Here is a 22538-nt window from a genome sequence, read left to right as displayed (position 1 = left end):
CATTGAGGAATGGTGGACCTGACATGCTCATCCCCCGCCCGCGCCGTACCGAAGCGGGAACCGGCGCCTTCGAGATCACCGCGTCGACCCGCATCGCTGCCGACGACGACACCGCGTCGGTGCGACTGTACCTGCAGCAGACCCTGCGCGGCTCGACCGGCCTGCCGGTGCGCGACGCGGAACGTCACGAGGGGGCCGACGTCATCGCGCTGCGGGTCGCTTCCCCGGCAGAGCTCGAGACCCTGCCGGCCGGACCCGCGACCGCGCCCAGCGGACCCGCGTCGGCTCCGGGCGCCCGCAGCGAGGCGTTCCGGCTCACGGTCACGCCCGAGCGGATCGAGGTGGTCGGCGGTTCGGCTGCCGGTGTCTTCTACGGTGTGCAGGCCCTGCTGCAGTCCCTGCCGGCCGACGTGTACCGGCACGGACGCGTCGGGACGGGGCCGTGGACGGTCCCCGCGACGGTCGTCGAGGACGCCCCCGCCTTCGCCTGGCGCGGTGTGATGCTCGACGTCTGCCGCCACTTCCGCACGAAGCACGAGGTCATGCGCGTCGTCGACCAGCTCGCCGCGCACCGGATCAACCGCCTGCACTTCCACCTCACCGAGGACCAGGGGTGGCGGATCGAGATCAGGAAGTACCCGCGCCTGACCGAGGTCGGCTCGTGGCGGCGCGAGTCCCAGGTCGGCGCGCACGTGGCGGACGCCGACGGGGCGCTCCGTCCCGCCGGGTTCGACGGACGCCCGCACGGCGGGTACTACACGCAGGACGACGTCCGCGAGATCGTCGCCTACGCAGCCGACCGCTTCGTCACCGTCGTGCCCGAGATCGAGACGCCTGGTCACGTCCGCGCCGCCCTCGCCGCGTACCCGGAGCTCGGCGTCCACCCGGACCGCCCGGTCGAGGTCTGGACGGAGTGGGGCATCGCCGACGACGTCCTCAACGCCGAGGAGTCCACGATCGCGTTCTTCCAGGACGTCCTCGACGAGCTCGTCGACCTCTTCCCGAGCCCGTACATCGGCATCGGCGGCGACGAGTGCCCGAAGGTGCAGTGGGAGCACGACCCGCGCACGCAGGAGCGCATGCGGGAGCTCGGGCTGGCAGACGAGGAGCAGCTCCAGGCGTGGATCATCGGCCGACTGGCGGCACACGTCGAGTCGCGGGGCCGACGTGCCTTCGGCTGGGACGAGATCCTCGAGGGCGGCACCCTGTCCCCGTCGGCCACCGTGCTGTCGTGGCGCGGGCTCACGGGTGCGCGGACGGCGGCGAAGCGGGGCCACGACGTGATCTCGTCCCCGGACGACCAGGCGTACCTCGACTACCGCCAGAGCGACCTGCCGACCGAGCCGATCCCGGTGTCGATCGTGCTCTCCGTCGACGACGTCTTCGCGTTCGACCCGGTGCCCTCGGGCCTGACCGACGTCGAGCGCGCGCACGTCATCGGCGGCCAGGGCAACATGTGGACCGAGCACGTCGACACCGCCCGGAAGCTCGACTACCAGCTCTTCCCCCGCGTGGCGGCGCTGTCCGAGGCGCTGTGGTCGGCGGACGTCGCCGGACCACGGGACGTCGCGGAGTTCCGCGGACGCCTGGCGGAGCACACGGCACGGCTCGAGGCGATGGGGATCGAGTACCGGCACGAGGCCGGGCCGTTCCCGTGGGAGCAGCGGCCGGGGGTGCCGGGGCGGCCGGCCTCACGAGAGGAACGCGCGGCGTACATCGACGCGGTGACGGCGAACATCGCGGAGTAGCGCGCGGGGCGGGCTGGACCGACCGGACGCGGAGGGCGCCGATCGGTCACGACTCCCCGCTCAGCTCCCCCGATAGGTCGCGAATCGTCGCGCCCCACTCGCGAGAGCGACGTTCCGTGACCGCTCGACCTGCGGCCCGCGGGGCGTCGCGACCGCTCCGCGCTGCGAGTACGGGGCAGAGTCGCGCCCCGTGCGCGACGCACCCACGGACGGACGGGAGGCACGGTGCCAGCTGGCACCGTGCCTCCCGTCCGTCACGTGGTGACGTCCGTCACGTGGTGACCTCCGTCACCCGGTGACGTCGACTACGCCGCGACCGGCGCGTGCTGCCCCACCGTCTCGGCCGCGACCGCGGCCTCGGAGCCCGCGGCGGCCTCGTCCACCGGACGACGACGCACCCACTTCTTCAGCCCGACCAGCACGAGCGCGGAGACCACGGTTCCGGCGAGGATCGCGACGATGAACATCCAGATGTTGCCGATCGCGAAGAAGACGAAGATGCCGCCATGCGGTGCCCGCGAGGTCACGCCGGCTGCCATCGAGATCGCCCCGGTAACCGCGGCACCGATCATCGACGCCGGGATGACGCGGAGCGGGTCGGCCGCGGCGAACGGGATCGCACCCTCGGAGATGAACGACGCACCGAGCAGCCACGCGGCCTTGCCGTTCTCCCGCTCCGGCTTGGTGAAGCCGCGGCGGTAGAGGACGGTCGAGGCGAGCGCGAGGGCCAGCGGCGGGACCATGCCTGCGGCCATGACGGCGGCCATGATCTCGAACGGCACGACGTTGGTGGCCGAACCGGCACCGAGTCCGGCGACCGCGAACGCGTACGCCACCTTGTTGACCGGGCCACCGAGGTCGAACGCCATCATGAGGCCGAGGATGATGCCGAGCAGGATCGCGGAGGCGCCGGACAGCGAGTTCAGCCACGCGGTGAGCTGCGTCATGACCCAGGCGATCGGACCGCCGAGCACGAGGAGCATGAGGCCCGAGGCGATGATCGACGCGAACAGCGGGATGATCACGACCGGCATGAGGCCGCGCAGCCAGCGCCAGGTCGGGATGCGCCCGATCCAGTAGGCAGCGCCACCGGCGATGAGGCCACCGACGAGTCCGCCGAGGAAGCCGGCGTTCATGAAGACGGCGATCGAACCGGCGACGAAGCCCGGCGCGATGCCCGGACGGTCGGCGATGGCGTACGCGATGTACCCGGCGAGTGCTGCGACGAGGAAGCCGAGCGAGACGCCACCGATCTGGAACGCGGCCGCACCGAGGTAGTAGGCGAGCCCCTCCGGTGGGAGGTTCACGAGGGTGTAGTTCGTCAGCGTGTAGACGGCGTTGTTCTGGCCGGAGTCGCCGTGCTGCAGCGCGATGCCGTAGCCCGCGAGCAGGAAGCCGAGCGCGATGAGCAGACCGCCGCCCGCGACGAACGGGATCATGTAGCTGACGCCGGTGAGGAGCCAGCGCTTGAGCGCCTGACCGAAGTGCTCGTCGGTCTTCGTGGTCTCGGCGGTCGCCGCACCGCCCTGGACGCGCGCGGCGTTGGGGTCGTCGGCGGCTCGGAGGGCCTCGGCGATCATCTTGTCGGGCTCGTCCACGCCGCGCTTCACCGGTCCGGACACGAGGGGCTTGCCCGCGAACCGGCCGCGGTCGCGCACGTCGACGTCCACCGCGAAGACGACGGCGTCGGCCCGGGCGATGAGCGCCGGGTCGAGCGGCTCGACCTGCGAGGACCCCTGGGTCTCGACGTGCATCTCGGCACCGGCCCGCTGGGCGGCGGCGACGAGGGCGTCGGCAGCCATGTAGGTGTGCGCGATGCCGGTCGGGCAGGCGGTGACGCCGACGATGACCTTGCGGGCACCCGCGGCGGTGTTGCTCGTGGTCGCGTCACCGGACGCGGCCTGCGTCGACGGTGCTGCGGCCGGCCGGGAGGCGCTGCTCGCGTTCCCGACGCCGGCTGCGGCGACCTCGCCGCCCACCTCGCGCTCGACGAGGTCGACGATCTCCTGCGGGGTCGACGCGGCGCGGAGCGCCGCGGTGAAGTCCTCGCGGATGAGCGCCCGGGCGAGGGTCGAGAGGACCGTGAGGTGGTCCTTGTCGGCGCCCTCGGGCACGGCGATCATGAAGACGACGTCGGCGTCGCCGTCCGGAGCGCCGAACGGCACCTTCCGGGCGAGGCGCGAGAACGCGAGGGTCGGGCTCGACACCGAGGCCGACCGTGCGTGCGGGATGGCGATGCCGCCGGGCACGCCCGTGCCGACGCTGGCTTCGCGCTTGATGGCGTCCTCGGCGAGGGCGGCGCCGTCGGCTGCGCGGCCGGTGGCGGCGACGCGGTCGGCGAGGACGCGGATGACGTCGCTCGACGTCGCTCCGAGGTCCTCGTCGAGGCCGACGAGCTCAGCGCTGATGAGGCGCTGCGTCGTGTCTGCGGACATGGGTTGCTCCTTTGCAGTGGCGCCGGGGGCGCGGGCCGTGCTTCGTGCTGGTGGGTGGGGGTCGGACGGGTTGTCGTGCGGGTGGTCGTCGCGGTTCAGACCGGTGCCGGTGCAGCTGGTGCCGGTGCCGTCGGTGTCGCGGGCCGCAGTGCTCGGACCGCGATGGCGGTGGGATCGGTGTGGTCGAGTGCGGGGACGTCGCTGCCCGGGAGTGCGGCTGCCGCCGCTCCGGTCGCGACGGCCTGGGCGAGGCGTTCCTCCGGCCGCGCTCCGGCGACCTCGGCGAGCAGGTACCCGGCGAGGGAGGAGTCCCCCGCCCCGACGGTCGAGCGGGCGACGATCGTCGGGGCGGCGGCGGCGTGCGCTCCGTCGGGGCCGACGAGGACGGCGCCGGCGCTGCCGAGGGTGAGCAGGACGGTGTCCACACCCCGCGACCGGAGTCGTTCCGCTGCGGCGGCCGCGGCGTCGAGGTCCCGCTCGTACTCGTCGGGGTCGCCGCCGACGACCTCGGCGAGTTCCTCGGCGTTCGGCTTGACGAGGTCGATCCGCTCGCCGGACTGCAGCAGGGCCGTGAACGGGACGCCCGAGGAGTCGACGGCGATCCGGACGTCCTCACCGTGGCGGGCGCGGACGGCCCGGACCAGCTCGGCGAGCGCGTCGTCCGGGAGTCCCGGCGGCAGCGACCCGGCGAGGACGACCCAGCGTGCACCGGGTCCGGTCGGGGTCGGCCCCGCGGCGTCGGCGACGAGCGAGGCGAACTCCTCGAGGCGTCCGGCGAGGGACGGCCCGGGCTCGTTGAGCTTCGTGGTCGTGCCGGTGGGCTCGGTGACCGTGACGTTCGAGCGGAGCGGCGCGCCGATCGGCATCGCGGCCGTCGGGATGCCGCGGGTCGCGAGGCCGAGCAGCACGGGGTCGAGCTCGTCGCCCGGCAGGACCGCGATCGTGTCGCCACCGCTCGCCACGACGACGCGGGAGACGTTGACGCCCTTGCCGCCCGGCTCCGCCGTGGACCGCGTGGCGCGCTGGACGGCGCCGCGCTGGAGTTCACCGGCGAGCTCGATCGTGCGGTCGAGGCTCGGGTTCGGCGTCACCGTGACGATGCGCGTGCTGGTCCGCGCGTCGTGGCTCGGGTTCTGGTTCATGCGACGACCACCTCGACGTCCGCTTCGGCGAGCGCACCGGCGAGGTCCGCCGGGGGCTCCTGGTCGGTGACGATCGTGTCGACCTCGTCGAGCCGGGCGAAGCGCATGAGGGCCTCGACCCCGTGCTTGGCCGCGTCCGCGAGGACGACGCTCCGCCGAGCGGCCAGGACGTAGGCGCCCTTGACCGCTGCTTCGTACTCGTCCGGGGTGCTCAGCCCGAAGCCCGCGGAGAGGCCGTTCGTCCCGACGAAGGCGATGTCGGGTCGCAGCGCGCCGATCTGCTCGACCGTGGCCGTGCCGACCGCGGCGCTGGTGACGCCGCGCACCCGGCCGCCGAGGAGGTGCAGTTCGACGTGCTCGCTGTGCTGCAGGACGCCGGCGATCGGGACCGAGTTCGTGATGACGGTGATCGTCGCCCCGGCCGTGGCGGGTTCCCACCGGGCGAGTTCGGCGCCGACGGCGGCGCAGGTCGTGCCGGCGTCGAGGGCGATCGACCCGGTGAACGTCGGCGGCACGAGACGCATGGCAGCGCGGGCGATCGCGGTCTTCGCGGAGCCGTGCTGCCCCTCACGTTCGGCGACGCTCAGTTCGACGACGCTCGACCGGCCGACCGGCACCGCTCCCCCGTGCACACGGCGCAGGACGCCGGCGGACTCGAGGGCGTCGAGGTCACGTCGGACGGTCTCGGTCGTGACGTCGAAGTGCTCGGCCAGTTCGGCGACGGAGACGCGCCCTGCCGACAGCAGCGAGGCGGCGATGGCGTCGTGCCGCTCGGTTGCGTACATGCCCGAACTCCTTCGTTCCCGTGGGTTTCGAGCACTGTACGCCGCAAAGTCACACGTTCGCAACCGTTTCGTTGCGAAACCAACACGTCCGCAGGCTTCCCCGGGCGCCCGCGCCACCCGCACTGGGCGCACAACACGCCGCCCGGGGCCGAGCGGGCCGACACGTTCTGCGACCAGCTGGCGTCGGTGCGGCACCCGCACGCGAGCACCCGGGCGCACGAGAACACCCCGCCCTGCAGGGAGCAGGACGGGGCGTTCGGGTACGAGCACCGGTGCCGGCTACCCCTTGACGGCCCCCGCGGTCATCCCGCTCACCAGCCGCCGCTGCACGATCAGGAAGAACACCACCACCGGGATCGAGAACAGCACGGACGCCGCCATGAGCCCGCCGAAGTCGGTCCCCTTGTTCGTGGAGAACCCGGCGAGCCACACCGGCAGCGTGTACATCCCCTGGTCCTTGAGCATCACGTACGCCGTCAGGTAGTCGTTCCACGCGGCGATGAACGCGAAGACGCTCGTCGCGATCACCCCCGGCATCACGAGCGGGAACAGGACGCTCCAGAGGATGCGGAACGTCCCCGCGCCGTCGACCTTCGCTGCCTCCTCGATCTCGACGGGCACGGCCACGAAGAACCCGCGCATCACCCAGATCGAGAACGGCAGGACGCTCGCGACGTACGCGAGGATCAGCCCGATGTAGCTGTTGAGCAGCCCGAGGGTCTGGAACGACAGGAACAGCGGGATGAGGAGCGCCCCGGACGGGATCATCTGCACGAACAGGATCGCCACGAGGATCGCGCGCCGCCCGCGGAACCGGAACCGCGACAGCGCCGCCGAGGCCAGGAACCCGACCACGATCGACAGCAGCACCGCAGCCACCACGACGATCGCCGAGTTGCGCAGGTACACGAGGAACCCGTCCTGGGTCAGCGCCCGGGTGAAGTTCTCGAGCGTCGGTCGGAGCGGCAGCCAGATCGGCGTCAGCGTCGTGACCTCGTCCGCGGGCTTGAACGCCGTGTTCACCATCCAGTAGATCGGGAACACCCAGACCAGGCAGAACACCACCGCGATGGTGTTCGCGACGATTCGCGGCTTCCGCCGACGCGCGCCGCCCGGCTCACCGCCCCGACCACGCCCGCCCGGCCTGGAGGCACGCCTCGCCCCCGCCACGTGGGGCTGCGCTTCGGAGGCGGTCACCCCGGTCACCCCGGGGGTGGTGGTCGTCGTCACAGGTCTTCCTCTCCACTGCGGACGAGCCGGCGGATGTAGTAGCTGGTGAGCGCACCGAGGATCAGCGTCGAGATGACGGCGATCGCGGCGCCCTGCCCGTACGCGTTCGAGACGAACGACTTCACGAACGTCCAGATGCCGAGCGTGAGCGTGGTGTCCTCCGGTCCGCCCCTGGTGAGCAGCCAGATCTGGTTGAAGACGTTGAAGTCCCAGATCACCGACAGGATCGTCACGAGGAGCAGCGTCGGCACGAGCGCGGGGAGCGTGATCGCCCTGTACATGGCCCACGCCGAAGCGCCGTCGAGCGCACCGGCCTCGTAGTACTCCGGCGCGATCTGCGACTGCGCCGCGTACAGCGTGAGCGCCACGAACGGGACCGCCTGCCAGATGACGAGCGAGAGCACGATCGCCAGTGACTGCCCCGGGGTCGAGGCCCAGTTGTCCTGCGTGTGGTCCCCGAACACGCCGAGCTGTGTGATGATCCAGTTGAGCACACCGTAGAACGGCTGGAAGAGCCACTGCCACACCAGGCTGGACGCCACGTTCGGCATCGCCCAGGCCAGCACGAGCACGACGCTGACCACCGTGCGCATGACGACGCCGAGCCGGGTGAGCAGCTGCGACACCGCCATGCCGATGCCGATCGTCCCGACGACCATCGCCCCCGTGACGAGCACCGTCCGGAGGATGACCGGCCAGAAGCTGGCGTCGGTGAGGACGTTCGTGTAGTTCGTGATCCCGGCGAACCCGGCCTGCCCGGTGAAGATCGCGCGGAGGCCGTAGTCCTGGAAGGAGATCACCAGCAGCCGCACGAGCGGGTACACGACCAGCGCGAGCAACAGGACCGCGGCCGGCGCCAGCAGCACGAGCGGGGCCCGGGACGCCGTCAGCGACCGCCGCCGGCCACCGCGACCGCCCGCCGAGCCCGACCCCGACGGACCCGCTCCGACCGGACGGCCCCGTCGCAGACCGCCACGCCGGGTGTCCGGCCCGGCCGAGGCCGGACCGGACACCCGCTCTGCAGTGGAGGTCATCGACTACTGCTGCGCGTTGAGCGCGGACGTGAGGTGCTCCGAGAAGCCCTCGGCTGCCTGCTGCGGTGTCTTCCGCCCCGTGGCGATGTCGGCGAACATCGTCTGGAAGCTCGAGTCGCCCTCGATCGTGGCCCAGCCCGGTGTCGCCGGGGTCGGACGGCTCGTCGAGGCGGCCTCGAAGTACGGCTTGTGGAGCTCGTCCACGTCACCGGCGACCGCGTCGAGCAGCTGCGTCGAGTTCGGCTCCCACCCGTCGACGCCGAAGACCTGGTCCTTCTGGAACTCCTTCGAGGTCAGGATCTTCGTGTAGTACAGCGCGAGGTCCTGGTTCTGCGACTTCGACGGGATGCCGAGGTCCGACCCGCCGAGGAACACCGGCTGGGTCTTCCCCTCGGTCGCGGAGGGCATCGGGAACGTCCCGATCTGGTCCTTGAGCTCGGGCTTGGCCGTGGTGATCGACCCGATCTCCCACGCTGACCCGAGGATCGCCGAGGTGTTGCCCTGGGCGAAGACGTCGGACTCGGCGGGCTTGTCGGTGTTGATGTCCTGCGTGGACTTCGCCGAGTAGCTGTTCTGGAAGTCCTTCCACGCCGTGAGCCCCTTGACGGCGGCGGCGGAGTCGAGCGCTCCCGTCCACTTGCCGCCCTTCTCGGTGGCGATCTGTCCGCCGGCGTCCCACACCCACTGCAGTCCGCCGTACCAGTACTGGCCGGGCATGTAGAACGCGGAGAAGTCGGCCTGCGGGTTCTTCGCCTTCACCTTGTCGAGGTCGGCGGTGAGCTCGTCGTACGACTTCGGCACGTCGGTGACCCCGGCGTCCGCCCACGTCTTCTTGTTGTAGATGACCGCGCGGTTGCCGGCGAACAGCGGGGCGCCGTAGAGCTTCCCGTCGACGGTCGCCGGGCCCTCGAGCCCGGACAGCCACGTCTGCCCGTCCTGCAGCTCCTTCTTGTAGGGCGACAGGTCCATCAGGCCGCCGGTCGCGGCGTACACCGGCACCTGTGTGTTGCCGAGGTCGACGACGTCCGGGGCGTCCTGCTGCGCGAGCGCCGTCGTGAGCTTGGTCGTGATGCCGTCCCACTGCTGCAGCTGGAGCTTCACCTTGGCGCCGGTGTCCTTGGTGAACTGCTTCTCGGCGACGTCGAGGATCTTCGGGCTGAGGTCGCCGTTCATGATCCACACGGTGATGGTCTTGCCCTTGCCGTCGGGTGTGCCGATGGACTTCGTGCCGCCGTCGGAAGCTCCGTTGCTTCCGGCGGAGCACCCGGTGAGGGCGAGCGCGCCTGCGAGGGCGAGCGCACCGAGTGCGGCGAAACGCGTGCGTGTCACGTTGACTCCCTTGGTCCGACCTTTATGAAAGGACGTTGCGTAATGGTGAGTAAAGACCCATCACGCAGGGATGTCAACACCGGATCGCAAGCCTGTGGACAGTCGCGATCCGCATGTTTCCGGGCGATCACGGATGTCGAACAGATCGGGACGCAGCCTTGACGAACTGGTCATGACCAGGCATGATCTGCACCCGCCGGACACGACGGACGGGAGGCCCGTGGCGATCCCGCCACGGGCCTCCCGTCCGTCGCCGGAGCGACCCGTCAGGACAGAGTGGTCAGTCGTCGAAGGGGACGTGCTCGCTCGACCCGACACCCGCACGCTGCCGGTAGGCCAGGTGCCCACCGAGGTACCCGCCGACCCCGACGACCGTCAGCCCCGCGAACCCGAGCAGCTTCCCGGCGCCGTGGTTCCCGCGCTTCCGCTGCATCCACGACAGCCCGTAGAGCGTGATCCCGACCCAGTTCACCGCCTGGTGCACCCATCCGGTCCGGAGCTGTTCGCGGTCGAGCTCGGACCAGTCCACGTACCCGGCAACGGACGCGCTCCCGGACGACACCAGCCCCACACCGACGAGGGTCTTCGCGGCCTTCGCGTTGCCTTTCCCGCCGATCAGGTCGAGCACCGCCGCCGAGATCCAGGCCCCGAGCGGCACCTGCACCATCAGGGGGTGGAGCGGGTGCCCGAAGGGCACGCCGTGCAGCAGCTGTCGCAGCGCCTTCGGGCGTGCGAGCGCGCGGACGACGCTGCGGTCGATGTCGACGGCCTTGTCGAGCACGTCCGCGTGCTCGACGGCGTCGGTGAGGCGACGGATGGCGCGGATCTCAGGCATGCCCTGGAATCTAGGCCGGGCGAGGCGGGGGCGTTCACAGCGCGCCAGCGCTGTGCCCCGGTCTCGCCGAGCGAGCCTGCGAGCGAGGCGGGGCGCGTTCCAGGAACGTTCCCCGGGCCTCCAGGCGGTCACCCTTGGCCACGCCGACACGGAACCAGGTTCCGGACACCACACCGCGCCGTTCCACGGTGCTGCGCCCGGATCCTGGTTCCCTCGGAGCGCACGAGCTGTCTCCCGCTACTCCTCGACGATCTCGCCCTCGACGACCTCACCGAGGTCGAACGGCTCGACCGTCAGCTCGTCGCCACCCGCAGCGACGTCCACCCGCACGGTGTCGCCGTCGCGGACGTCGCCGGCCAGGATGGCCCGCGCCAGCCGGTCGTCGATCTGCCGCTGCATGAGCCGCCGCAACGGACGCGCGCCGTACACCGGGTCGTACCCGCGCTCAGCGAGCCACGTCCGTGCCGACGGCGTCACCGCGAGCTCGAGCCGACGGTCGGACAGCCGGCGCGCGAGGCGGTCGACGTACAGCGACACGATCTGCCCGAGGTCCTCCGAGGTGAGCGCCTGGAACACCACGATGTCGTCGAGCCGGTTGACGAACTCCGGCCGGAAGGCCTGTGACACGAGCTCGCGCACGCCCTCCTCGCGCTGCTCCGGCGTCAACGAGGTGTCGGTGAGGAACTGCGACCCGAGGTTCGACGTCAGGATGAGGATCGTGTTCCGGAAGTCGACCGTCCGCCCCTGCCCGTCGGTCAGCCGGCCGTCGTCGAGCACCTGCAGGAGCACGTCGAAGACCTCCGGGTGGGCCTTCTCGACCTCGTCGAGCAGCACGACCGAGTAGGGCCGACGCCGGACGGACTCGGTGAGCTGCCCACCGGCCTCGTACCCGACGTAGCCGGGCGGGGCGCCGATGAGCCGCGCGACCGAGTGCTTCTCGCCGTACTCGCTCATGTCGATCCGGACGAGGGCCTTCTCGTCGTCGAACAGGAACTCGGCGAGCGCCTTGGCCAGCTCGGTCTTGCCGACGCCGGTGGGTCCGAGGAACAGGAACGAGCCCGTTGGGCGGTCCGGGTCCGAGATGCCCGCGCGGGTGCGGCGGACGGCCTCGGACACGGTGTTCACCGCCGAGCGCTGCCCGATGATCCGGCGGCCGAGCTCGTTCTCGAGGTGCAGCAGCTTCTCGGTCTCGCCCTGGAGCAGGCGCCCCATCGGGATGCCGGTCCACTGCGCGATGACGGCCGCGATGTCCTCGTCGGTGACGCTGTCGTTCACCATCCGCTCGGCGCTCTCGGCCTGCTCGGCGGCGGCCAGCTCGGCCTCGATGCGCGGCTTCTCGCCGTACTCGAGCCGGCTGACGGTCTCGTAGTCGGCCTCTCGCTGTGCCCGCTGCGAACGCATGCCCAGCTCGTCGAGCTGCTGCTTCAGCTCACCGATCCGGTTGAGCGACGCGCGCTCGGCCTGCCACCGCTGCTCGAGTTCCGCGAGCAGCGTCTCGCGGCTCGCGAGCTCGGCACGCAGGGTCTCGAGCCGCGCCTTCGAGGCGTCGTCCTTCTCCTGCTTGAGTGCGAACTCCTCGACGCGCAACCGGTCCACCGTGCGCTTGAGCTCGTCGATCTCGACCGGCGACGAGTCGATCTCCATCCGGAGTCGCGACGCCGCCTCGTCGATGAGGTCGATCGCCTTGTCGGGCAGCTGACGACCGGAGATGTACCGGTTCGACAGGCTCGCAGCGGCGACGAGCGCGGAGTCGTTGATCGTCACCTTGTGGTGTGCCTCGTACCGCTCCTTGAGCCCGCGGAGGATGGCCACGGCGTCCTCGACGCTGGGCTCGCCCACGTAGACCTGCTGGAACCGTCGTTCGAGTGCGGCGTCCTTCTCGATGTACTGGCGGTACTCGTCGAGCGTCGTGGCACCGATGAGCCGGAGCTCACCGCGCGCGAGCATCGGCTTGAGCATGTTCGACGCTGCGACGGACCCTTCGCCGCCACCGGCGCCCATGAGTGTGTGCAGCTCGTCGATGAAGGTGATGACCTGCCCGTCGGAGTCGTTGATCTCCTTGAGCACGGCCTTGAGCCGCTCCTCGAACTCGCCGCGGTACTTCGCGCCGGCGATGAGGGCGGAGATGTCGAGCGACACGAGCCGCTTGTCCTTGAGGGAGTCGGCGACGTCCCCGGCGACGATGCGCTGCGCGAGCCCCTCGACCACGGCGGTCTTGCCGACGCCGGGCTCGCCGATGAGCACGGGGTTGTTCTTCGTCCGGCGGGTCAACACCTGCGACACGCGCCGGATCTCGGCGTCGCGACCGATCACCGGGTCGAGCTTGCCGCTCCGGGCGATCGCGGTGAGGTCGACGCCGTACTGCTCGAGGGCGGTCTTCTGTCGCTCTTGCGAGTCAGGAGCGCCCTGGAGGTTCGCCATGCGTTCCGTCCTTTCGTTGCGTTGGTCTGAGGTTGAGTCTACTGCACTCAACTTCCGTTCGGCACGGTTTCTTCCCGCACCGGGTTCCGGATCCCGACCGCGCTGACGATCGCGCCGGCGAGCAGCAGGACGCCCATGACCACGACCGCACGGTGGAACCCGACCGTGCTCATCGCGCCGCCGAGCACGACACCGGCGAGCGCCACCACGACGAGGCTGGCGATCCGGGCCACGGCGTTGTTGACCGCCGAGCCGATGCCCGCCTCGGACTCCGGTACCGATCCCAGGACCGCACTGGTCAGCGGCGTCACCATGAGCGAGATCCCGACGCCGACGAGCACGAGCCCGGGGAGCACCGTCCACCAGTAGGCCGCCGGGTCGTCGCCGACGAGCACCATGAGGAACGAACCCACTGCTGCGATCGCCGGACCCGCGGCCATGAACCACCGCGGCCCGTACCGGCCGGCGAAGGAGCCCACCGTCGTCGAGAGCAGCAGGAGCAGGATCGTCGGCGGCAGCGTGGCGATCCCGGCGACCCAGGCCGGGAACGCCCAGACCTCCTGGAGGAACAGGGTCACGACGAAGCCGACCATGCCGAGCGCACCGTAGATCGACAGTGTCGCCAGGTTCCCGACCGCGAAGTTCCGCGCCCGGAACAGCCCGAGGTCCACGAGCGGCTGCGGGGTCCGCCGTTCCCACGGCACGAACGCCGCCAGCGCCAGCCCGCCGAGCACGAGCGCGCCGAGCACGATCGGGGACGACCAGCCGAGGCGCTCCTGCTCGATCAGCCCGAGCACCACCCCGCCGATGCCGACCACCGCGAGCACCGCCCCGACCACGTCGACCCGCGGCCTGCCGGGAGGCCGGACGTCACCGGAGATCCGGGCCACGAGCGGGATGGTCACCGCGATCGGCACCGCGGTGAGCACGAAGATCCACCGCCAACCGATCGCGTCGACGATCACCCCGCCGATGACCGGGCCGACGATCACGGCGGCGCTCGACCACGCCGTCCACGAGCCGATCGCCCTGCCCTGCGCCGCACCGCGGTACGCCGCGATGATGAGCGCGAGCGAGCTCGGTGTGACGAGCGCACCCCCGACACCCTGCAGTGCCCGCGCGACGATGAGCACCTCGCCCGTCGGCGCCGCCGCGCACACGATGGAGGCCACCCCGAAGACCATCAACCCGAGCGTGATGATCCGCACCCGGCCGAACAGGTCCGACAGGGAGCCGGCGACGAGGATGAGCGACCCGAGCGTCACCATGTAGGCGTCGACGACCCACTGCTGCACGACGAGGCCGCCCCCGAGCTCGTGCCGGATCGCCGGGAGCGCGACGTTCACGACGCTCGCGTCCAACCCCACCACGAACGACGCGAGGATCGCGACGACGAGCACCACGCGGCGGTCGTCGCGGAGCGGAGCGGCGGGCGTCGTCATGCGCTCATCCAACCCCGCACCGCCGACGTCGCGCACACGACCGCACGCACGACGAAGCCCCCGCGACCGGAGTGGTCGCGGGGGCTGCCGACAGGACGGGGCTGGGAGTCCTACTGCTTGGAGTCGGCGTTCGGCTGGACCGAGGGGCCGGGGTTCACGACCGGGGCCGCCGGCTGCGCAGCCGTGTTCTGCGCGGTCGTGTTCTGGGCGGTGGCGTCGGACGCCTGCTTGTCCTCGGTGCCCATCTCCTTCTTGAAGATGTTGATCGACTGGCCGAGACCCTTCGCGAGCGCCGGGAGCTTGGTCGCCCCGAACAGCAGGATGACGATCCCGAGGATGATCAGCAGATGGATGCCGGTGAGGCCTGCGAACATCATGACTCCTTCGATGGTGAACTGGTCGCCGTGCTCGGGTCTTCTTCGACACACGCGGCGGAAGCTCGTGGTCCGTTCATGGTAACTCGGTCTCTCCGGGAATCACAGGCGAGGGGCCCGAACGGACACCGTTCGCACAGGCTCGGGGAGTGAGGGCGTCAGGGAGCGAGGACATCCGCGAGCGACCACAGCACCGGACGGTCGAGCAGCGCCCCCGCGTCCGCCGGCTCGACCCCGCGCACGCGGAACACCGCCCGCTCGCCAGGGAGCAGCGTCACGAAGCCCCGGTCGACGACCCCGTCCGGCGACACCCGGTCGGGCTGGAGCAGCAGGTCCCGCACGACGGTCGAGGCCTCCACCACCACCCGGATCGTCGCTCCGTCGACCTCGGTCGACGCGGAGAAGCGCGCGGGCTCCCACCGCAGCTCACGGTCGGGCGCCGGCGTCCACACGGCGCGGTGGTCGTCCAGGTCGGCGACGATCAGCTCGTTCCGCGGATCGTCCACGACCCCGACCGACTCGGGCAGCGCGACGACGGCGACCCCGGCGGACAGGTGCACCGGCAGCGTCACCTCGGCGAGCACCGCACCGGCGAGCGTGATGCGGCGGACCCGCACGACCCCGTCGCCGACGGACCTGGTCGACCGGACCGCGACCTCGACGGGCGACGAACCGAACGCTCCTGGCGACACCCCGAGCGAGACGCCCCCGGACCCGAGCGACAGCGTGTCCGCCAGCTCGCCCAGCTCAGCCGCCTCGTCGACGTGCGCCGGTGAGGACGGGCGATCCGTGCCTCCAGGCTGGTCGTCCGGCGACGCGCCGGCCGGAGCCGCCGGCCGCGGGCCGGCGACCGACGAGACGGGCCGGATCGTCAGCAGCACGTCGTCGTAGAGCCGCCGCAGCTCGTGCGCGAGCGGCTTGAGGCGCCCCGACGAGTCGACGGCCGACCACGACGCGACCGGCCACAGGTCGTTGAGCTGCCACAGGACGACCCCGGTGTTCCGTGGCCAGTGCGTCCGCCAGTGCTCGACGCCCGTCGCGATCGCGCGCGCCTGCTGGAGCTGCGTCAGGTAGTGCCACGCGTCGAAGGAGGCAGCGTCCACGCTGCCGAAGCGCGGAGCGATCCCCCGCGCCAACTTGCCCATCCCGTCGTCCGCCTTCTGGTGGTGGACGACGCCGGGTGCGCCCACGGTCAGCTCGGGGTCGGACACCGCGTCACGCAGCGTCCGCCACGCGGGCGGCGCCTGCCAGCCGAACTCGGACACGAACCGCGGCACCGACACGCGGTACGCGCTGTCGGGCAGGCGGTTCCAGGCCTCCCACGAGTGGTGGGTCTCGTGGTCGACGTCGTTCGCCGGCAGGTCCTCGTCACCGGACCACGGCGAGCCCACCGTGTAGAAGCGCGTCGGGTCCACCGCGTCGACGATCGTCGGCAGGAGGTCGAGGTAGTAGTCCAGGCCCCAGCCGCGGTCCCCGAGCGCCTCGGCCCAGCCGTCGACGTCGTGCAGCCAGATGTTCTCGTTGTTGCCGTTCCAGACCACGAGCGAGGGGTGCCGCGAGAGCCGGGCGACGTTGTCCCGGGCCTCCGCGACGACCTCGCTCCGGATCGGCTCGGTCTCCGGGTAGGCGGAGCACGCGAACGCGAAGTCCTGCCAGACGAGCAGTCCGAGCTCGTCGCACACCTCGTAGAAGTCGCGCGACTCGTACATGCCGCCGCCCCAGACGCGCACGAGGTTCGCCCGCAGCGCGGCAGCGGTGCCCAGTCGAGACTCGTAGCGGTCCCGCGTCACACGCGAGACGATGACGTCGTCGGGGATCCAGTTCACCCCGCGGACGTCGATGAGGGTCCCGTTGACGTACACGCCGAAGGGCTTGCCGATGGTGTCGGACGCCGTGTCGATCCGCGTCGACCGGAAGCCCGTCCGGAACACGTCGCGGTCGAGGACCTCGCCCTCGACCGTCTGCAGCTCGACGGTCACGTCGTAGAGTGGCTGCTCGCCGTAGCCGCGCGGCCACCACCGCTGCGCATCCGGGACCCGCACGGTCACGACGGTCTCGTCGTCCTTCGGGGTCAGCTGCGCACGCGAGCGCTGCCGGGTCGTCCCGCCCTCGGCGTCCGGGCCGCTCACGGTCACGACGAGCACGAGGTCGTCGTCCTCGCCGTCCTGGTCGAGGTCGGCGGTGCTCGTCCCGCTCGTGGACGGCCCGGACCGCTCGACGGTGATGTGCGCGTCGAGCACGCCCTCCCCCGCCTCGACGTCGACGAGCGGACGCACCTCTCGGAGTCGCGCCGTCGACCAGCGCTCGATCGCCACCGGCCGCCACGGGCCGCTGGTCACCGCCGTCAGCCCCCAGTCCCAGCCGAAGTTCGACGCCATCTTCCGCACGTACGGGAACGGCTCGTCGTACGGGCCCGGCATGCTCCCGGCCCTGGCCGCGACGCGTCCGGCCTCGCGGTAGGGCGACTCGAACAGGATCTCGAGCTCCCGCTCCGTACGCGTGTTGGACCCACCGGTCGCGTCGCGCAGGTCGAACCGGTAGCGCCGGTGCATGTTCCGGGTGGCCCCGACGGTCACACCGTCGACCGTCAGCGTCGACACCGTGTCGAGTCCGTCGCACACCAGGTCGACGCGCTCGTGCCCCCGCGGATCGACGTCGACCGTGCGCCGGTAGGCCCAGTCAGCGCGTCCGACCCACTTGCCGTCCGCCTCGTTGCGGTCGAACGTGGGGTCGGCGAGCAGGCCCTCCCGCTCGAGGTCGGTGTGCACCTGCCCCGGCACCGTCGCCGGGATGCTCCGACCGGCGACGCCGTCAGGGGCGCCACTGCCGCCTGCCATCGTCACGGTCCAGTCGTCGCGGAGTTCCTCGCGGTCGAGGGTCATGCGGGTCCTTCTCTGGGCGGGCGGGACCGGTGGTCCGCTCGGTCGGGACGCCGGCTGCGTGTCCGCCAGGCGGCCGGGTACCGGCCTGGAGGCACGACACCGGTCAGCCGGGCGTCGTCACGTCGCGCGCGCGACCGCCTGGGCGATCACACGAGGGGGTGCCCGGCGATGCTAGTACGCGGAGCTTGCACGGGGGTGGGTGGCAGGCTGGGGCGCGTGATCACAGTTGCTCTCGCCGCAGCCCTCCGCGACGCCGGACTCCGCTGGCACCCGTCGACCGGGGACCGCTTCGTCATCGACAAGCCCGGGGTCGACGACGACGTCTACACCGTCTCCGAGATGACCGTCGAGCGGCACGACTACCCCTCCGGCACCGTGCTCGGGTTCAACGGGACGACGGAGTGGGCGCTCGACTCGGTCGAGGCCGCCGAGTCGCTGTGGCTGCCGCGGGAGGACCAGCTGCGGTCCTTGCTCGGGAGCGCCTTCGTGTCGCTCGCGAGTTCGGGCTCGTCGCTGACCGTCACCGCGACCATCGACGGGGCCCCGCAGACCTTCGACGCTCCCGATGCGGCCGACGCGTACGGTGCCGCACTCCTCGCCTACATCCGTTCTGCGCTGGACTGACCGCCCCCGGACCGGGTGACGCGCCCGGCTGGGAGTTGCTGGAATGCACGCTGGGCGGGCTTTGGTTGCATGGCGACATGACCGTTCCGAACATCACCCTGAACGACGGCAAGACCATCCCGCAGCTCGGCTTCGGCGTCTTCCAGATCGACCCCTCCGACACCAAGGAGGCGACGCTCGCAGCACTCGAGGTCGGTTACCGCCACATCGACACCGCCGAGATGTACGGCAACGAGAAGGAGGTCGGCGAGGCCATCGAGGCGTCCGGCATCCCTCGTGAGGAGATCTTCGTCACCTCGAAGCTCAACAACGGCTTCCACGACCCCGAGGCAGCGCTGGAGAACGGCAAGAAGTCGGCAGACCTCCTCGGCGGCTACACCGACCTCTTCCTCATCCACTGGCCGCTGCCCACCGTCTCGGACTTCGTGCCGACGTGGAAGGCGATGGAGGAGCTCTACCGCGCCGGCACCGCCCGCTCGATCGGCGTCAGCAACTTCCAGGCGCACCACCTCAACCGCCTCGCGGCCGAGACGACCATCACCCCGGCGGTGAACCAGATCGAGGTGCACCCGTACCTCACGCAGGACGAGCTGCGCGCGTACGACCGCGAGCACGGCATCGCGACCGAGGCGTGGTCCCCCATCGCGCAGGGACTCGTCCTCGACGACGAGACCATCACCCGCATCGCCGGCAACACCGGCAAGACCCCGGCGCAGGTCGTCCTCCGCTGGCACATCCAGCGCGGCGACATCGTCTTCCCGAAGTCGGTCACCCGCACCCGGGTCGAGGAGAACTTCGCGATCTTCGACTTCGAGCTCTCCGACGAGGACATGACCGCGATCACGTCGCTCGACAAGGGCCACCGCACCGGCCCGGACCCGGACACGTTCGACTACGTCCCGGCCTGATCCGGTACCAACACGAACGGCCGTGCGGCAACCAGTGGTTGCCGCACGGCCGTTCGACATTGACCTGAACCACTCCGCCTCGAGGGCCTGGACGAGGTTCGAAGTCCCCTTGTCCAGAGGACGTCGTTCGCGTTGCCGCTGATCGTGACCTTCCCTACAGTCCCAACGGTGATGCGGCTGATGGCGCTCTCGACGATCAGCTCGTCGACGACACCGAGGTGCACGATCGAGTCGTTGCCCGACACCGCCACCTTCGCGCAGGCACCGTGCGGAGCTGCGAGGGTGTTACTGGGCGTTGCGGTCGACAGTGAAGGTCGAGCAGATTGTGGAGGTCTTCCCCGACTTCGTGGTCTGCTTCACCTCGAGGCCCGCGTGCGTGCCGCCGCGGTCGCGACCGTGGTCCGCGAGGAACCGACCCGGAGTCGCGGTTCCCACGAACGTCGAACGCACCGTCGTGTTGATCGAGGGAGACCCCGCTGCTCAACCAAAACTTCACGTTCGCCAACGATGTTCAGCATGCGAAGCGTGAGCGGGCCGGGCGGGGTGGGTGTGGCCCCGCCCGGGCGGGTGGTGGGTGTTAGTTGGTGGTGGGGGTCATCGTGTGTTCGATGCGGTCGGTCTGGCCGTCGGCGTTGTCCTGGGTGATGACGACGGGGAAGACCTGGTTTCCGAGCTGGCGGGTGATGGACCAGGTGCCGGTGGCCTTGACGGTGGTGGTCAGGGCGTAGTCCGGGTAGTCGGTGCCGAACGGGTAGAGCGTCACGGTCGTGCCGGGGCGGGCGGTGCCGGTGAAGGTGAACGCCTGACCGGGGGTGTGGGTGAACGACGTGGTGGTGTCGGTCAGGTCAGCGGGGTCGCCGAGCCAGCCGGTGGGGGCGAGGAAGATGTTCTCGATGAGGTTGACCTTCGACGCGTCGGGGCTGTCCTGCTTGACGGCGAGTTCACGGTAGGTGGTGTTGCCCAGGGTGCGGGGGATGCTCCACTGACCGGTGCTGTCGGCCACGACGGTGATGTTGTAGCCGGCGTAGGCGGGGTTGGTGAACCCGAACGGGTTCAGGGTGACCTGCGGATCGGCACTGATCAGCACGCTCCGCTCGTTCGGGGTCACCGAGAAGTTCCTGATCCCGCCCGATACACGGGTGCCCTTCGCCGACTCCGACGCAGGCGCATCGGATGCGGCGGCCGGACCGCTCATCGTCACGGGGCCGATGAGCCCAGCGACGGCCACTGTGGTCGCCAGGAGTCCTGGGACACGAGAAAGATTGGTCAACAAGGCCCCCCGGGTATCGCTCACTGTCATGTGGCATTCCGGATGCTACAGGCGACGAGCGAACGGGTTCCGCGATATCGACGAACGAGAAACATGAGTGCTTCGGACGCAACTTTCAGCTGGCGCGCTTGACGCGCCTCCAGTCCGGAGTAGGGTTGAGTCCATCGGACGCAAGTCCAACCACTTCCGCACCAAACGAAGGAGCACCAACACATGGGACGTGCAGTAGGCATCGACCTCGGAACCACCAACTCGGTCGTCAGCGTGCTCGAGGGCGGCGAGCCCACGGTCATCGCGAACGCCGAGGGCCTCCGCACCACGCCGTCGATCGTCGCCTTCACGAAGGACGGCGAGGTGCTGGTCGGCGAGACCGCCAAGCGCCAGGCCGTCACGAACGTCGACCGCACCATCGCCTCGGTCAAGCGCCACATCGGCACCGACTGGAAGGTCGACATCGACGGCAAGCAGTACACGCCGCAGGAGATCTCGGCCCGCACCCTCGGCAAGCTCAAGCGCGACGCCGAGCAGTACCTGGGCGAGGACGTGACCGACGCGGTCATCACCGTCCCGGCGTACTTCAACGACGCCGAGCGCCAGGCCACGAAGGACGCCGGTGAGATCGCCGGTCTCAACGTCCTCCGCATCATCAACGAGCCGACCGCGGCAGCGCTCGCGTACGGCCTCGACAAGGGCAAGGAAGACGAGCTCATCCTGGTCTTCGACCTCGGTGGCGGCACGTTCGACGTCTCCCTGCTCGAGGTGGGCAAGGACGACGACTTCTCCACGATCCAGGTCCGCGCGACCGCCGGCGACAACCGCCTCGGTGGCGACGACTGGGACCAGCGCATCGTCGACTTCCTCATCAAGAAGTTCAAGGACGAGCACGGCGTCGACCTCTCGACCGACAAGATCGCGAAGCAGCGCCTCAAGGAGGCCGCTGAGCAGGCGAAGAAGGAGCTCTCGTCGCAGATGTCGGCGAGCATCCAGCTCCCGTACCTCACGCTCACGGCGGAGGGTCCGCTCAACCTCGACGAGACCATCTCGCGTGCGCAGTTCGAGCAGATGACCTCCGACCTGCTCGACCGCACGAAGAAGCCGTTCAACGACGTCATCAAGGAGGCGGGTGTCTCGGTCAGCGACATCGCGCACGTGGTCCTCGTCGGTGGCTCGACCCGCATGCCCGCCGTGGCCGAGGTCGTCAAGTCGCTCACGGGCGGCAAGCAGCCGAACCAGGGCGTCAACCCGGACGAGGTCGTGGCCGTCGGTGCCGCGCTGCAGGCTGGTGTCCTGAAGGGCGAGCGCAAGGACGTCCTCCTCATCGACGTGACGCCGCTGTCACTCGGCATCGAGACCAAGGGCGGCCTGATGACGAAGCTCATCGACCGCAACACCGCGATCCCGACCAAGCGGAGCGAGACGTTCACGACCGCCGACGACAACCAGCCGTCGGTCGCGATCCAGGTCTTCCAGGGCGAGCGCGAGTTCACCCGCGACAACAAGCCGCTCGGCACCTTCGAGCTGACCGGCATCGCGCCGGCGCCCCGTGGCGTCCCGCAGGTCGAGGTCACGTTCGACATCGACGCGAACGGCATCGTGCACGTGTCCGCGAAGGACAAGGGCACCGGCAAGGAGCAGTCGATGGTCATCTCCGGCGGTTCGTCGCTGCCGAAGGAGGACATCGAGCGCATGGTCCGCGAGGCCGAGGAGCACGCGGCCGAGGACAAGGCCCGTCGTGAGGCCAACGAGCGTCGCAACCAGGCCGAGCAGCTCGTCTACTCGATCGAGAAGCTCATCAAGGAGAACGAGGACAAGCTCCCCGCGGACGTCAAGTCCGAGGTCCAGGCCGACGTCGACGCCCTGAAGTCGGCGCTCGCGGGTGAGGACGACGACGCAGTGAAGGCCGCGTTCGACAAGCTCAACGAGTCGCAGGGCAAGCTCGGCCAGGCGATCTACAGCCAGCAGGACGCGGGTGCCGCGGCCGGTGGCGAGCAGCCCGCGGGTGACCAGGCGACGCAGGACGACGAGGACATCGTCGACGCCGAGGTCGTGGACGACGAGGACGACAAGGACAAGAAGTAA

Annotated in this window: 16 protein-coding genes; 4 read left to right on the top strand and 12 right to left on the bottom strand. The window is 70.4% G+C overall.

The genetic code is table 11. The features are described 5' to 3' along the window. The first annotated feature begins 23 nt into the window (after positions 1 to 23). On the top strand, positions 24 to 1748 hold the full coding sequence (locus ACRQ4C_RS03040) for a beta-N-acetylhexosaminidase (RefSeq protein ID WP_439690079.1): 1725 nt from the start codon (positions 24 to 26) through the stop codon (positions 1746 to 1748). A 305-nt stretch (positions 1749 to 2053) separates the two neighbouring features. Here the strand turns inward: ACRQ4C_RS03040 and ACRQ4C_RS03035 are convergent, their stop codons facing one another. The 11 genes from ACRQ4C_RS03035 to ACRQ4C_RS02985 form a co-directional block, all read right to left on the bottom strand. Next, positions 2054 to 4183: a PTS fructose transporter subunit IIABC gene (locus tag ACRQ4C_RS03035; protein ID WP_439690078.1), complete on the bottom strand. Its 2130-nt coding sequence runs from the start codon at positions 4181 to 4183 to the stop codon at positions 2054 to 2056. Between the two features lie 95 nt (positions 4184 to 4278). After that, positions 4279 to 5325, bottom strand: coding sequence for a 1-phosphofructokinase family hexose kinase (locus tag ACRQ4C_RS03030; RefSeq protein ID WP_439690077.1), 1047 nt, complete (start codon positions 5323 to 5325; stop codon positions 4279 to 4281). Next, positions 5322 to 6110, bottom strand: a complete 789-nt coding sequence (locus ACRQ4C_RS03025) for a DeoR/GlpR family DNA-binding transcription regulator (RefSeq protein WP_400410673.1) — start codon at positions 6108 to 6110, stop codon at positions 5322 to 5324. Before ACRQ4C_RS03025 ends, ACRQ4C_RS03030 begins: the two co-directional genes overlap by 4 nt. Before the next feature lie 279 nt (positions 6111 to 6389). Next, on the bottom strand, positions 6390 to 7340 hold the full coding sequence (locus ACRQ4C_RS03020; protein ID WP_439690076.1) for a carbohydrate ABC transporter permease: 951 nt from the start codon (positions 7338 to 7340) through the stop codon (positions 6390 to 6392). Next, positions 7337 to 8374, bottom strand: coding sequence for a carbohydrate ABC transporter permease (locus ACRQ4C_RS03015; RefSeq protein WP_439690075.1), 1038 nt, complete (start codon positions 8372 to 8374; stop codon positions 7337 to 7339). The genes ACRQ4C_RS03020 and ACRQ4C_RS03015 overlap by 4 nt, the downstream gene beginning before the upstream one ends. 3 nt (positions 8375 to 8377) lie before the next feature. After that, complete coding sequence (locus tag ACRQ4C_RS03010) at positions 8378 to 9703, bottom strand: sugar ABC transporter substrate-binding protein (RefSeq protein WP_290132896.1); 1326 nt, start codon at positions 9701 to 9703, stop codon at positions 8378 to 8380. A 280-nt stretch (positions 9704 to 9983) separates the two neighbouring features. Next, a complete protein-coding gene (locus ACRQ4C_RS03005) occupies positions 9984 to 10538 on the bottom strand; it encodes a DUF2231 domain-containing protein (protein ID WP_439690074.1) in 555 nt (184 codons plus the stop codon). A gap of 237 nt (positions 10539 to 10775) precedes the next feature. After that, a complete protein-coding gene (locus ACRQ4C_RS03000) occupies positions 10776 to 12959 on the bottom strand; it encodes an ATP-dependent Clp protease ATP-binding subunit (protein ID WP_290132898.1) in 2184 nt (727 codons plus the stop codon). Positions 12960 to 13006: 47 nt separating this feature from the next. Next, positions 13007 to 14401, bottom strand: coding sequence for an MFS transporter (locus ACRQ4C_RS02995; RefSeq protein ID WP_439690073.1), 1395 nt, complete (start codon positions 14399 to 14401; stop codon positions 13007 to 13009). Positions 14402 to 14511: 110 nt separating this feature from the next. Beyond that, a complete protein-coding gene (gene tatA, locus ACRQ4C_RS02990) occupies positions 14512 to 14778 on the bottom strand; it encodes a twin-arginine translocase TatA/TatE family subunit (protein ID WP_400410686.1) in 267 nt (88 codons plus the stop codon). A gap of 155 nt (positions 14779 to 14933) precedes the next feature. Further along, positions 14934 to 17657: a glycosyl hydrolase 2 galactose-binding domain-containing protein gene (locus ACRQ4C_RS02985; protein ID WP_439690072.1), complete on the bottom strand. Its 2724-nt coding sequence runs from the start codon at positions 17655 to 17657 to the stop codon at positions 14934 to 14936. Between the two features lie 216 nt (positions 17658 to 17873). On the opposite strand from ACRQ4C_RS02985, the gene ACRQ4C_RS02980 reads away from it, so the two are divergent. Both ACRQ4C_RS02980 and ACRQ4C_RS02975 read left to right on the top strand, forming a co-directional pair. Next, complete coding sequence (locus ACRQ4C_RS02980) at positions 17874 to 18281, top strand: pilus assembly protein CpaE (protein WP_290132902.1); 408 nt, start codon at positions 17874 to 17876, stop codon at positions 18279 to 18281. Positions 18282 to 18358: 77 nt separating this feature from the next. Continuing rightward, positions 18359 to 19189, top strand: a complete 831-nt coding sequence (locus ACRQ4C_RS02975; RefSeq protein WP_439690071.1) for an aldo/keto reductase — start codon at positions 18359 to 18361, stop codon at positions 19187 to 19189. A gap of 577 nt (positions 19190 to 19766) precedes the next feature. On the opposite strand, the gene ACRQ4C_RS02970 is transcribed toward ACRQ4C_RS02975, so the two are convergent. Beyond that, positions 19767 to 20297 carry a hypothetical protein gene (locus ACRQ4C_RS02970; RefSeq protein WP_439690070.1) on the bottom strand — a complete coding sequence of 177 codons (531 nt, stop codon included), beginning with the start codon at positions 20295 to 20297 and terminating at the stop codon, positions 19767 to 19769. Positions 20298 to 20672: 375 nt separating this feature from the next. Between ACRQ4C_RS02970 and dnaK the strand changes: the two genes are divergently transcribed. Further along, on the top strand, positions 20673 to 22538 hold the full coding sequence (gene dnaK, locus ACRQ4C_RS02965; RefSeq protein WP_290132906.1) for a molecular chaperone DnaK: 1866 nt from the start codon (positions 20673 to 20675) through the stop codon (positions 22536 to 22538).

The sequence above is a fragment of the Curtobacterium sp. SP.BCp genome (genome assembly GCF_051903255.1).
Taxonomy (GTDB): domain Bacteria; phylum Actinomycetota; class Actinomycetes; order Actinomycetales; family Microbacteriaceae; genus Curtobacterium.
This window is presented reverse-complemented; position numbering and strand designations above follow the sequence as displayed.

What these genes read in the sequence shown, in the direction of transcription:
- ACRQ4C_RS02995 (WP_439690073.1), bottom strand. Translation starts at nt 14,401, where the DNA reads ATGACGACGCCCGCCGCTCCGCTCCGCGACGACCGCCGCGTGGTGCTC.
- ACRQ4C_RS03005 (WP_439690074.1), bottom strand. Translation starts at nt 10,538, where the DNA reads ATGCCTGAGATCCGCGCCATCCGTCGCCTCACCGACGCCGTCGAGCAC.
- ACRQ4C_RS03000 (WP_290132898.1), bottom strand. Translation starts at nt 12,959, where the DNA reads ATGGCGAACCTCCAGGGCGCTCCTGACTCGCAAGAGCGACAGAAGACC.
- ACRQ4C_RS03040 (WP_439690079.1), top strand. Translation starts at nt 24, where the DNA reads ATGCTCATCCCCCGCCCGCGCCGTACCGAAGCGGGAACCGGCGCCTTC.
- ACRQ4C_RS03035 (WP_439690078.1), bottom strand. Translation starts at nt 4,183, where the DNA reads ATGTCCGCAGACACGACGCAGCGCCTCATCAGCGCTGAGCTCGTCGGC.
- tatA (WP_400410686.1), bottom strand. Translation starts at nt 14,778, where the DNA reads ATGATGTTCGCAGGCCTCACCGGCATCCATCTGCTGATCATCCTCGGG.
- ACRQ4C_RS02985 (WP_439690072.1), bottom strand. Translation starts at nt 17,657, where the DNA reads ATGACCCTCGACCGCGAGGAACTCCGCGACGACTGGACCGTGACGATG.
- ACRQ4C_RS03015 (WP_439690075.1), bottom strand. Translation starts at nt 8,374, where the DNA reads ATGACCTCCACTGCAGAGCGGGTGTCCGGTCCGGCCTCGGCCGGGCCG.
- ACRQ4C_RS03025 (WP_400410673.1), bottom strand. Translation starts at nt 6,110, where the DNA reads ATGTACGCAACCGAGCGGCACGACGCCATCGCCGCCTCGCTGCTGTCG.
- dnaK (WP_290132906.1), top strand. Translation starts at nt 20,673, where the DNA reads ATGGGACGTGCAGTAGGCATCGACCTCGGAACCACCAACTCGGTCGTC.
- ACRQ4C_RS03030 (WP_439690077.1), bottom strand. Translation starts at nt 5,325, where the DNA reads ATGAACCAGAACCCGAGCCACGACGCGCGGACCAGCACGCGCATCGTC.
- ACRQ4C_RS02975 (WP_439690071.1), top strand. Translation starts at nt 18,359, where the DNA reads ATGACCGTTCCGAACATCACCCTGAACGACGGCAAGACCATCCCGCAG.